General features: G+C 33.3%; 9 protein-coding genes. 2 read left to right on the plus strand and 7 right to left on the minus strand.

What is annotated here, in order from left to right; genetic code table 11:
• The first annotated feature begins 501 nt into the window (after positions 1–501).
• Both HMPREF0634_RS03770 and HMPREF0634_RS03775 read left to right on the plus strand, forming a co-directional pair.
• Positions 502–1,683, plus strand: a complete 1,182-nt coding sequence (locus HMPREF0634_RS03770) for a pyridoxal phosphate-dependent aminotransferase (protein ID WP_007789164.1) — start codon at positions 502–504, stop codon at positions 1,681–1,683.
• Between the two features lie 21 nt (positions 1,684–1,704).
• Positions 1,705–2,799 (plus strand): YkvI family membrane protein, encoded by a 1,095-nt coding sequence (locus HMPREF0634_RS03775; protein WP_040565727.1) that lies wholly within the window; start codon positions 1,705–1,707, stop codon positions 2,797–2,799.
• A 150-nt stretch (positions 2,800–2,949) separates the two neighbouring features.
• Here the strand turns inward: HMPREF0634_RS03775 and HMPREF0634_RS03780 are convergent, their stop codons facing one another.
• The 7 genes from HMPREF0634_RS03780 to HMPREF0634_RS09770 all read right to left on the minus strand — a co-directional run.
• Positions 2,950–3,669: a YwaF family protein gene (locus HMPREF0634_RS03780; RefSeq protein WP_007789160.1), complete on the minus strand. Its 720-nt coding sequence runs from the start codon at positions 3,667–3,669 to the stop codon at positions 2,950–2,952.
• 311 nt (positions 3,670–3,980) lie between these two features.
• Positions 3,981–5,891, minus strand: a complete 1,911-nt coding sequence (gene lysS, locus HMPREF0634_RS03785; RefSeq protein WP_007789165.1) for a lysine--tRNA ligase — start codon at positions 5,889–5,891, stop codon at positions 3,981–3,983.
• A gap of 103 nt (positions 5,892–5,994) precedes the next feature.
• A complete protein-coding gene (gene greA / locus HMPREF0634_RS03790; protein ID WP_007789163.1) occupies positions 5,995–6,480 on the minus strand; it encodes a transcription elongation factor GreA in 486 nt (161 codons plus the stop codon).
• Between the two features lie 327 nt (positions 6,481–6,807).
• Positions 6,808–9,294 carry an ABC transporter permease gene (locus tag HMPREF0634_RS03795; protein ID WP_007789161.1) on the minus strand — a complete coding sequence of 829 codons (2,487 nt, stop codon included), beginning with the start codon at positions 9,292–9,294 and terminating at the stop codon, positions 6,808–6,810.
• A gap of 586 nt (positions 9,295–9,880) precedes the next feature.
• Positions 9,881–10,138, minus strand: a complete 258-nt coding sequence (locus tag HMPREF0634_RS03805; protein WP_040565729.1) for a hypothetical protein — start codon at positions 10,136–10,138, stop codon at positions 9,881–9,883.
• 224 nt (positions 10,139–10,362) lie between these two features.
• Complete coding sequence (locus HMPREF0634_RS09355) at positions 10,363–11,934, minus strand: phage tail protein (protein WP_050786350.1); 1,572 nt, start codon at positions 11,932–11,934, stop codon at positions 10,363–10,365.
• Positions 11,931–12,736 (minus strand): phage tail tape measure protein (locus tag HMPREF0634_RS09770; protein ID WP_007789162.1); only part of this gene is annotated, 806 nt, incomplete at its 5' end. The genes HMPREF0634_RS09355 and HMPREF0634_RS09770, both read right to left, overlap by 4 nt.

Raw genomic sequence — 12,736 nt, forward strand, 5'->3', positions numbered from 1 at the left:
GTGCTGTTTTTACAGCCTATTAATTATACTATTTTCAGACTAATCCGTCAAGTACTTTTCACTTTTTTCAAAGACTATTTTTAGGTTAAAAAATAAGGTCTTTTACTTAAATTTTCAAGTCCTCATGTCAAGGACAAGTAATACTATATCACCATTTATAGCCTATGTCAATAAATTTTGAGTTTTTTTTGAACTTTTTTTCGATATGTAAACTTTAACAAATTCACCAAAAGTATTGTTCGCTTTTTTGCATTTTTAATACTTTTTAGCCCTACTTGCAATAAATAATATTCGTCTTATTTTATTCCCATCTTAACTATGTCTAAATGCCCTCTTAAGATGTGTAAATATTGTATCTATATTATTATATACAAAATTCTCTAATTAGTATAAAATAAATATATCATTCATTTTGGAATTTTAATTACATATATTAATGTAAAGATCTTGTCAGAAAAAACAGGTTTTAATTAGTACTAACAAGTTTGAAGGAGGTATTTTATGTTATCAGAAAGACTAGACAATGTTTCACCCTCAGTAACTGTAGGTATCAGTTCTAAGGTAAAAGAAATGAGGGCCAATGGTATAGATGTTATCAGCCTTAGTATAGGTGAGCCAGACTTCAATGTGCCAGAAAGGGCCAAAGAATACGGCAAAAAATCTTTGGACGACAATAAGACAAAGTATGACTTTCCTGCAGGTATTTTAGAGTTAAGACAGGAAATATGCAAGAAACTTAAGAAAGAAAACAATATAGACTATAGTCCAGACCAGATAGTCCTATCAAGTGGGGCAAAAAACTCAATTACAAATGTCCTACTTGTGACTACTGATCCAGGTAGCGAGGTCCTTTTACCCCTTCCATACTGGGTAAGTTACTCTGAAATGGTAAAGGTAGTGAATGCAGTTCCAGTTGAAGTTAAAACTTCTAAAGAGAATAACTTCAAAGTAACCAGGGAAAATCTCTTAGAAGCCATCACCGACAAGACTAGGCTTTTAATACTAACTAACCCATCCAACCCTACTGGTGCTGTCTATACAAAGGAAGAATTAGAAGAGATAGCTGCTGTCTGCCTAGAAAAAGGTATCTATATAATGGCCGATGAAATATATGAAAAAATCAGGTTTGACGATAGCTTTGTTTCTGTAGCTTCCCTAAGTGAGGAAATAAAGGATATCACAATAACAGTAAATGGTTTTGCCAAGTGTGCTGCTATGACAGGAACACGTCTAGGCTACACTGCATCTAATACTGAGATAGCCAAGGCCATGAACTCTATACAGAGCCATATAGTTTCTCACCCATCTCTAACAGCCCAGTATATAGGTCTTGGTGCCCTGCTAGAATGTGAAGATGATATGCAAAAAATGGTAGCTACCTACAAGCATAGGTGCCGGTTAATCACTAGCAGGCTAGACAAGATTGAAGGCATTTCCTATATAAAGCCCTCTGGTGCCTTCTACATATTTATAGACCTATCCAAGGTCAAGGAAAACTACCCATACGAAGATAGCTTCTCAGTTAAATTCTGTGAAGACTTCCTAAATGAAGAAAGAGTAGCTATCATACCAGGTAAGGCCTTTGGTACCGATGATTATGTAAGAATATCCTACGCCTGCCATGAAGATGACTTCCTTGAAGGTATAAATAGGCTAGAAAAATACATAAAAAAATACCTTTAGGTATAAATCGGGGGCAATTCAATGAATAGTGGTAAAATTGACGGTGACCAGATAAGTAAAAGACAGGTAGTTAAGGTTGCAGGTGCTTTTGTGGCCTGGATAATTGGGGCCGGCTTTGCAACAGGCAGAGAAATACTTAGCTTCTTTTCCAGCTTTGGCTACTACAGCTACGGTGTCATCTTAATTATACTAATAGGTTTTTCCTTTACAGGCAAGGTAATCATGGAAACCGGCTACCAACACAGGGAGGATCCAGACTTTAGGCAATACGAATACTTTTGTGGCAGGAAAATAGGTAAACTTTATTCTATAGTAATGCCCATAATGCTCTTCTTTATGATGGCCATACTTATATCGGCTACAGGGTCTACACTCCTAGAGCACTATGGAGTCAACAGGTACTTAGGATCAAGCCTTATGGCCCTTATAGTTTTGATGGCCTACCTAGCAGGCTTTGACAGGTTCATCCAGGTTCTATCAAAAATAGGTCCCATCCTAGTAGGCTTTTTCCTCTTGGTAGGCACCATAGTAATCTTCAAGGACTATGGAAACTTTTCAAGAATAGGCCTATACAAGGACCAGCTAAGTAGCTTCCATGCTGCTCCAATATGGTTTTTCAGCGGATTTTTGTATTTCTCCTTGGCCGTATCATCAGGAGGAACCTACTTTTCAAAACTTGGGGCTTCTTGCAAGAGTTTAAAAATAGCCAGGTATGGAACTTTATTAGGGGCTCTTGAAGTATCACTTGCTGTACTTATTCTCAGCACAGCAATCCTCCTAAATATAGACACCATAACCAGGGTAGATGTACCTACCCTATACCTGGCAAAGCATGTAAGCCCACTTATGGCCAGTATATTTACTATCATCTTGTTGATGGGTATGTTCTCTTCATCCTCTGCAACCATGTGGAGTCTGTGCAAGTTTATATATTCGGAAAATAAGCAGAAAAACAAGATGGCTGCCGTACTTATTGCTATAGCAGCCACCCTGGTAGGGATATTACCCTTCGCAAAATTGGTTGCAATAATACTTCCGGCTATCGGCTATATCGGTATTTACTATATACTTTGTGTAATATACAAGGGAATCAAGGAAATAGTAAAAATCGACTAGAATAAGATATTTTATGGAATAGAAAATATTATTCGAATCTATTTAACCTAAAAGGACTGGGTCAGTTCAAAACTAAGCCAGTCCTTTTTATACTCATATATATAATAATATCCTATTGAATACTAATAGCCTCAATGCTTACAATATCTATTACATACCTATATCTTCAATACTTACATCATTTCCATGCCTAATGTCGGTAATCTTGTATATTATCTGGATCAAAAGGTCATATACAAGAATAGCAAATAAGAAGTAGAAAGTCATTTTACTAAATTTGTCTGTAAAAATCGGAGACTTAACCATATATCCATAATTTGAGTGTAGACCAAGATTTATAACATACAAGCTCAAATTAAAGAACAGGGTAAAGAGTCTAACCTGGTTTTTACACTTCAAAATATAATCTCTATGTTCCTTAAATACCACATAGGCAGCCATAAGGATAGCTATATGGTAAAAATAGAAGAAAGTATTACTAAAATGAGGGAACTTAAATGGGTCCATAGCCGGATGAGCCAGGGCTAAAGTTCCACCAAAAATACCCCATACATATATTATAGGAGTAACCCTCCTATCAGATGTAATCAGATAGTAAATACTCAACAAGGCAGTAACCCTACAATGATATAGTGGTAATGATTCCGTAAGGCCCGAATACTTACCAACAAAATACCAAGTATACCTCATACATATATCTATTAAAAATACTACCAGCAAGACCTTCTTAGTCCTGTTTATAGGATAATCCTTCTTTATATAGTAAATTACAAATGCAAAAGAAACCAATGATAAAAGCATCAAAACTGACCCATTCATAGGTTCAATTAAATCTGGCTTAGTCCTAAAGAAGTACCTTATCAAATCCACTTATATCTTTCCTCCTCTTCTAGATAATACTAAAAATACCTTTTGAAATTCTGCTTTAGGTATCTTTTTACAAAGCCTCCTTAATATGAGACCCACTAATACTTTTACATACGCCCAAAGAAATGTCAATACGATTTACTAATCCTTAAGAAAATCTTTATATTATAGGGGCAAAAACGGGTCTATATAGTAAATTTCGACCATTTTTCATTACTTTATTGCTAAACATTTTAAAAAAGGGTGCCAATCTTGACACCCTTAAATATCTATATATATTTTTACATACTATATTATCAAACCTTTATTTAAACCTAATATAACTTAGCCCCTGCTGGTATCTTGTCGTCTACCATCAGAAGATTTAACAACTCTTCACCATCATAGTCGCATACTGCTGATAATAGCATACCACAAGATTCAAGGCCCATCATTTTTCTAGGTGGTAGGTTAGTGATAGCAACTAGAGTTTTACCTACTAGTTCCTCTGGCGAATAGTGCATCTTGATACCTGATAGGATTACCCTCTCCTGGCCAGAACCATCATTTAGGGTAAACTTTAATAGCTTGTTAGACTTAGGTACTTCTTCACACTTCAATACCTTCACTACTCTGAAGTCTGACTTAGAGAAAGTTTCAAAGTCTATATCTTCAAATAAAGGTTCTATCTTTACCTTAGATAGGTCTATCTTAACTTCCTTCTTTTCAGTTTCTCCATCAGCTTCTGATGAACCATCTCTTAGAGGCTTCATTGTAGGGAATAATAAAACGTCCCTAATAGTAGTAGAATCTGTAAGCAACATGATAACCCTGTCTATACCTATGCCTAGTCCACCTGTTGGAGGTAGACCTACTTCTAGGGCATTTATAAAATCTTCATCCATTTCACAAGCCTCATCATCACCAAGTTCTCTCTTCCTTACCTGGTCTTCAAACCTTCCCCTCTGGTCGATTGGGTCATTTAATTCTGAGAAGGCATTGGCAAGCTCCCACTTGTTAGCAAAGGCTTCAAACCTGTCAGTCCTTCTTGGGTCTTCTACATTTCTCTTGGCAAGAGGAGATACCTCAACTGGATGGTGGGTAATGAATGTAGGCTGGATTAGCTTGTCTTCACCAAATTCTTCAAAGAAGGCATTGATTACTTCACCCCTTCTCATACCTGGAGTGATTTCTATACCCTTTTCTCTAGCTATAGCCAAAGCTTCTTCATCAGTGTTTATTTCAGAGAAGTCTACACCCGCATATTCCTTTACACATTCTTCCATAGTCATTCTCTTCCATGGTGGTGTGAAGTCTATTTCAGTACCCTGGTAATTTATCTTCATGCTACCTGTAGCAACTTGAGCCATATGTGAAATTACATTTTCAGTAATATCCATCATATCCTTGTAGTCTGCATAGGCCTGGTATAACTCTATAGCTGTATACTCTGGGTTGTGCTTCATGTCCATACCTTCGTTTCTGAACATCCTACCCATTTCATATACCTTGTCAAATCCGCCAACAATTAGTCTCTTTAGGTACAATTCATTGGCAATTCTCAGGTACATTGGTATATCTAGTGTATTGTGGTGGGTGATAAATGGTCTAGCATTGGCACCACCAGCAATGGTATTTAATATTGGTGTTTCAACTTCCAAGAAGCCTCTTTCATCAAGGTAGCTTCTTAGGGCCTTTAGGGCCTTTGTTCTAGTAAGGAAGGCATCCTTAACCTCTGGATTAACTATAAGGTCTACATATCTCTGTCTATACCTTAGGTCAACGTCCTTTAGACCATGGTACTTTTCAGGCAGTACCTGTAGTGACTTAGATAGTAGAACTAACTTTTCTACGTGTACAGATACTTCTTCTGTCTTAGTCTTGAATACGAAACCTTCTATACCAACTATATCACCTATGTCATATGTCTTGAATAGCTTGTATTCGTCAACGCCTATATCATCCCTCTTCACATAGGCCTGGATCCTACCATTCTGGTCCTGTAAGTGCATAAATGAAGCCTTGCCCATGATTCTCTTTGACATAATACGACCTGCAAGGCTAACCTTCTGGCCTTCTAGGCTGTCATAGTTGTCTACTACCTCATTTGAATGATGACTTACATTGTACTTACTAATCTTGAATGGGTCTCTTCCCATCTTCTGAAGTTCACTTAGCTTGTCTCTTCTAACCTGTAAAACTTCACTTAAATTTTCTATCTGACTTTCTGGCTTATTATTTTCCATAACGTCCTCCTACCGACTTGTCTCTTTCTAATATATCTTATCTTTAATCCTATATACCTGTATTTGGCCTAACTTGACCAGGTCTTCTAGGCCCTTATCCCTACTATCTCTTTATATCTACAACCTTAAGCTTGGCTATTCCGTCCGGCACTGTTACTTCAACTACATCGCCCTTAGCCCTGCCTAGTAGAGCCTTTCCAACTGGGGATTCATTAGAAATCTTTCCATCATATGGGTCAGCCTCTGCGCTACCTACTATAGTGTATTCTAGTTCTTCATCAAAGTCTTCATCATATATCTTAACCACAGATCCAACAGTGATAATATCCAGGTTTACGTTGCTTTCATCTATTATCACAGCTACCCTAGTCATGTTTTCTAACTTTAGGATTCTTTCTTCAAGAGCTGCCTGTTCTTTCTTAGCTTCATCATACTCAGCATTTTCTGAAAGGTCACCAAAGGATATAGCAACTTTTAGTCTTTCCGCAACTTCTTTCCTTCTCGTCGTTTTTAATAGCTCTAATTCGCTTTCCAGTTTGTCATAACCTTCTTGCGTAAGTATAATCTCTTTACTGTTATTTTCTTCCATTTTAACCTCCAAATAGATATTTATATTATTTTGTATATCATTTACTAATTTAACTTAATATAGTAAATTGTGCCAATTTTTGACACAATTTACTACACGTCCGATATATTATATTCTAAAACTAGCAAAAAGTCAAGTTTTTCTAATGCTTTCAATATAATATCTTTCTGTGAGACCAAGCTTGTCCGCCTAATAATATGGGATAAGATTACTTGCTCTCGATACTATCTTCCACTAATTTTTCTTCTCGCTTTACGAAATTAAAAATAAGAGTAACCAGACTGTTATACTTCCTAAGAAGATATACTTATTTGGTTACTCTTTACTTTATTCCATTTTTTTCGTTCTACGTAGTAGGATAAACAATATCGGTAGACTATTAACCATAGAAATACATATAAGGTTCTTATAGTCGTATATATTTTGTATCCCTTCATAATAAATTCCCTTATTATAGTATATAAGGTATTGGGATAATTTAGATATAAGAAAAGTCGTAAAAATTAATATCAAAGATATAAATATCCATTCCAAAATTAAATACTTATAAATCTTCTTTTTACTAGCACCTATCTTTTTAATAATCGATATATCATTCTTATTTACCTCATATAATGAAGATGTACTATTTATTGCAGAGAATAATATGGCCATAAGCAAAGATACTATAACCGATATATTAAATATCTTCTTTCTGCTATTAATCTGATTTATTTGATTAAGTTCACTTCTTATATTCCTCGTCACTATATTTTTTCTACCAAGAAAAACTTTATCAATTTCGCTATACAATTTATCTATATCGTAATTGCCCTTAGCATATATATTAAGGTTTCTAAAATCCTTTATCTTATAGACATCGCTAAACTTTTTATCAGTTATAATTATATTTAATGTAGGATTAGTTCTTTCTCTCGCATTTTCAAAATAGGTTCCATATGCTATACCAACAACCTTAAACTTAGTTATAGTATACTTTCTAACATCATCATTCAAATCATAGTAACTCATATCTATAAGAGAATCCTTTGGTGTCATAACCTCTATATCATCTCCAGGCTTAATATCTACAACATTTTTTCCATCTGGTAAATTTTTAAAGTTATTATCATCTGTTTTTGGTACCACTACTATAGCATTATTTGCTTCGTTTAATTTTTTAATATCAAAACTACCACTAGTCTTAAACTCTGCTAATCTAATGAAGGACTCATCGTTATATGCTCTTACACTTGCCTTTATCAGTTTCTTTTTTGTTATCTCATTTATACCAAAATATTCTTTCCAATATTCATCCTTTGAATTCTCATTAATGTTAGAGAAGTAGGCGTCATTTATCTTCCACTTATCTTGATATATGATTTTTCCTGGTATAAACCTACTATAATCAATGCTCCTTATCCCTTTAATCTTGCTCAGCTCTTCATATTCACTTTTTGAAATTGACTTATTTAGGTCTTTATCAGTTGCAGCGACCTTTATATCTGAATATGCATACATATCCCATACCATCATTTTTTCTTCTTCCCTACTCATATAAGCGTTAAATCCTATCATTAAATAGTAGGATGATAACATAGACATAGTTATAACCATTGTTATAATTATAGATGCATCTTTTATTAGGTAATTTAGATATATGTTTTTTGTAAATCTATTATTTTTTTTGATATCGTACTCATCATTCATTCCAGAAATTATATCCATCCTTTTGATTTTCCTATAAATAATGTAGGAGAGAACCAGTATAAATAGTAGTAAAATCGTCAAGTCAGCAAAAATTTGTTTATAATTAATAATTAAACTTAGATTCGCTATTTTATTGTGTATGTAGATATTACCAATACTAGTAAAACGAAGTCTTTTTACTATAATTTTAGTGAATGAATTGCTAATAAAGAGACCTATTGGTATTGATATCATGTATAAAATCAATAATTCATAAAATATACTCTTGAATATAAATTGTTTTTTTGCGCCCATGGCCTTAATCAAGGAGTATAAATTAATACGGTCTCTTATAGACATATTAATTATAGAAAAAACTATTAAGATACATAACAATGAAAAAATTGAGCTCTTAATAATATTATTTATATCAAGATCGCTACTTAAAATTTCACTTACCTCTTCTGGAGATGATGCGTTTATAGATATATTATTCTTTTCAATTCTGTACTTTGATTGATACCTATCTAAAACAGAAAATAGGCGAGTCCCCCTCTTATACTCTAGTTTAATACTTAAATCATTAGACTTGCTATCCTTGATATTTTTATATATCGTTTTTACACCTATATTCTTTTTGGTAGGTGTATCATGGATTATTCCACATATATTACATTCTTCATTGACTATTTTTCCCGACTCATTTTTATAGCTTATTTTAAGCTTTTGATTTATATTAGGCTTTAGACCCAAATAATCCAATGTCCATTTCTCCAGAATAACATCATTTTCTTTTTTAAACAGACCTCCCTTGATAAACATAGAAGTTGATAATAGGTTGTCTGAATTTGTTCCAACCACTTGATACAGGTACTTTTTATCCACTGAAGAACCGATAAAACTCTCTAGCCCTAAGGCTTTTACCTCTTTGTTGTCCTTAATCGCTTCATATTGTCTATTCTTAGCATTTTTTATAATTACATTATATGGCGTATTCTGATATTCTCTCTGTAAATTTTCTAAATTTGAAATAGTCTCAACTAAGGAGCTGGATATAATAATAATCGTGATACAAATTAAAAATGAAAAAGAAACTAGAAATGATTTAATTTTGTTTCCATATATATACTTTAGAACAAATTTCATATATCCTGCCCTCCATCAAAATTTATAATCACGATTTTTACTTGCCTATCATATAAGATTGAACTAAAATTCTTCCATTATACTTAAAATATTAATATTATTATATTTTAAGTTTAAAATCACACAAAACTAGTGGTATTAGGTTATTAAAACAAAAAATCATACTGTCTATTTTTGTGTCCATATAAAGTGGATCAAAAAGCGTTAGTATCATAATACATATAACTAGACTTATTATGAATAGTAATACTTTTTTAAGCCGTTCTTTAAAAGACCTTCTAGCTGGCTTATAGTCTTGAATTGACACCATTAGTATATATATGGCAATATAAATGGCTAACATTAGACCATTATTTACATTAGTGTAAAATGTAATTAAGGATACTCCATATAAGATTATTACTAGTGGTATTATCATATATTTTGGTATATTATTTTTCAATGATATCATCTTTTCATACCTGCCTTTTCCGTCATTACAGGGCCCTTACCCTTTGTTATTATGATTTTATCATCATAGTAAATTAAAATCAATAATTTATACAAACTTGTTTATGATATTAAGAATAGTAGACCTAAGTAATAATTATTTTTTATTTTTTAAATATATATACTTAACCAGAATTACAGCTATATTTACTATTATTAGAAAATTACTTATTAGATTTATGCCCCATAGTACATCTTCTTCTATCTTGCTGGCAATTGCAAGGTCTTTTACAAAATATATGGATAGGATAAGCATAATATACTTGGGTATTTTATGCCTATCCTTTTTATCCATAAAGACGTATATCATCATAGCTTCTATTGAAAAGATTATAAATAGTACTTTCGTTTCCATATCGCTTTCTTCCTTCCACAATCAGTTTTTTGCTTAACTATAACTCTTTACATTATTTAATTATAACATGAGATTTGATGTGTATTACTATTTTTCCAAAATTTCAGCTTACTATACGTCCGACATATTGTAGTCTAAAACCACCAAAAAGTAAAGAGTAACCAGACTGTGACACTTCTTAGCGAGGTATCCTCATTTGGCTACTCTTTATATCAATAATAAAATTATAACTTTATTTTTTTGCTCTGACCTATCTTTTCATAGCTATAAAGGTTTCGATTTATGTCCCTATTTTCACTGGTGTTTTCATTGTTAAAGGCGTTATTATCTTCTATATATTTTATATCTTTATCTAATTCTTCAACAAAAGTTTCTGGCTTTATGTTCTCTTCCCCCTTCACCTTATAAGCCTCTAAAATTATGTAACTACTTTTTAAAAACCTAGATATATCTTTGTTTTGACTAGTCATAGTCCTCATAATGTATCTGATATCACTATCTCCTTGCCCATTTCCTATCATAGGACTTAGCCTAATTCTATCTCCCTGATCATTGATTGCTATTATATCCAAATCATGTCCCTTGTTATTATCCTTGTCAAAATAATAATGTATGTCTGCTTGAATACCTAGTTCATTTATAGATAAAGACCTACAAATAACTTTATCGTTGCCATTATATATAGAAAATTCGTCATGGTAAGATTTAGTTGAATCCCTTAAGTATACCTTATCCATATTTTCTATGGAAAAGTCTAAGACTTGATCAAATCTCTTGATTGAGTCTCTCCCATCCTTAATGGCTAGTACATAATCTATTTTACGGTTATTTTTTGCTTTTTCATATGCATCTAATAGCTTCTTCTTGTCTATTTCCTTTATCTCCAAACCTTGTATTTCAAAGTCTATACTGTCTATTTTTTCATCTATACTGGATTCAAGATCTATTTCATAATCGATTCTAAACAGTTGCTTTTTTTTATTCTCATTATTGACTAAACTTACGGTTTGTCCAAGTCCACGATCTTCTACTTCCTTACGGTTTATTTTAAGGCATATTCCACCAAAACTTGGTTCCTTAACAAGATTAACATTGTAATCAAGCTCAACAAAAAAGCTCATATATACCTTATTCTTATCTAGTAAAATCTTATCCAGTCTAATTTTATTTTCTCCTATCTTCTTAGCCTTTTTCACATACTTTAGGCTATATTTATCAGCATCTTCACCTATAGTAAATAAATGACTAAAAGAATTTTTCACATCTTCAATAGCTTGACTGATAAGAATATTTGTATACTTATTATTCATCACACCTATTCCAATCAGCAAAATAACAACTGCTGCAATCAAAATAGATTTTTTCTTCTTATCTTTTTTCACACTATTTTTTCTAATTTCCAATATCCTCTTCTTATCAACAGTAAAATCTAATCCCTCTAACTCATTGGACATTGCATCTTGTATTGCAGATTTCCCTTTAATTATTCCTTCTGAAATGGTCCCCCAAAAATTCAACCTATTAAGGTCTCTGAGAGGTCCCCTTTTTGCAGGAGAAAATGACAAAAAGTCTCTAATACCCTGAACAACATCTTGAACTGTGTCTGTCACCCAGCTAATAGCTGACCTAATTCCATCTACAATTGAACCTATTATATTTCTACCTGCCTCATAAAATCTACCTCCAAAATTAAAGATTGTCCTTACGGCTCCATCTAAGCTATTTCCTATTATATTTTTAATCCCATTCCAAATGCTTGATGTAATGTTTTTAATTCCATTCCAAACACCTGTCACAATAGACTTGCCATTCCTCCAGATAAAGCAGACATGACACTTCCAGCTTGTGTTATTTTAGTAGAAAGTCCTGCCATCTTTATCACAAAACCTCCTACCCCTTGGGTGAGTTTGGAAAAAACTACAACAACAGGTCCCACGGCAGCAGCTAATAGTCCTATTTTTATTATGAATTCTTTTTGCCCTTGTGAAAGGCTTGAAAACCATTTTGTAAAGCCTTTTAACTTTTCTATTACTTCTTTTATAATAGGACCTAAGGCCTTTTGAAGTGCTTCACCTAATTCAGCTCCAGCGATTTTAAGGTTATTCATAGCCACCTTAAATTCGTCTATAGGATTTTTTGTTTCATCAAAAGTTGAAGTTACAGCACCTTTTGCCCCATTTGCTGCACCTGCTAACTCCTCGAAATTCAGCTTGCCATCTTTTTTGGCCTTAGCCATCATTGGACCTGCTTTAGTTCCAAAGGTTTCAGTTGCTAAGGCAATGGCTTCTTGTTCGTTTTTAGCACCCTTAATCTTACCGGTAAGTTCAGTAAGACCTTGTTCCATGGTCTTCCCTTCTTTAGCCCAATTGGCTTGTGCTTTTGTTAGGTAAGACATTGCCTTTGAGGAATCTACCCCAGACTGTTCAAATTGCCCCATAAGGGCAACAGACTGGCTAAAATTAAGCCCCCTTCCCTGAAGAGCAGGAGCCCCTTTAACAACACTATCAAATAATTTATCTGTAGAAACTCCAGTATTTTGAGCAGTTTTTGTAACACTATCTAATACTAGGTCTAAATCTTTACCAGTTAAATTAAAAG

The organism is Peptostreptococcus stomatis DSM 17678 (assembly GCF_000147675.1).
Classification (GTDB): domain Bacteria; phylum Bacillota; class Clostridia; order Peptostreptococcales; family Peptostreptococcaceae; genus Peptostreptococcus; species Peptostreptococcus stomatis.

Excerpts from the sequence above, each read along its gene's own strand:
- HMPREF0634_RS03770 (WP_007789164.1), top strand. The coding sequence starts at position 502 with ATGTTATCAGAAAGACTAGACAATGTTTCACCCTCAGTAACTGTAGGT.
- lysS (WP_007789165.1), bottom strand. The coding sequence starts at position 5,891 with ATGGAAAATAATAAGCCAGAAAGTCAGATAGAAAATTTAAGTGAAGTT.
- greA (WP_007789163.1), bottom strand. The coding sequence starts at position 6,480 with ATGGAAGAAAATAACAGTAAAGAGATTATACTTACGCAAGAAGGTTAT.
- HMPREF0634_RS03775 (WP_040565727.1), top strand. The coding sequence starts at position 1,705 with ATGAATAGTGGTAAAATTGACGGTGACCAGATAAGTAAAAGACAGGTA.
- HMPREF0634_RS03795 (WP_007789161.1), bottom strand. The coding sequence starts at position 9,294 with ATGAAATTTGTTCTAAAGTATATATATGGAAACAAAATTAAATCATTT.
- HMPREF0634_RS03805 (WP_040565729.1), bottom strand. The coding sequence starts at position 10,138 with ATGGAAACGAAAGTACTATTTATAATCTTTTCAATAGAAGCTATGATG.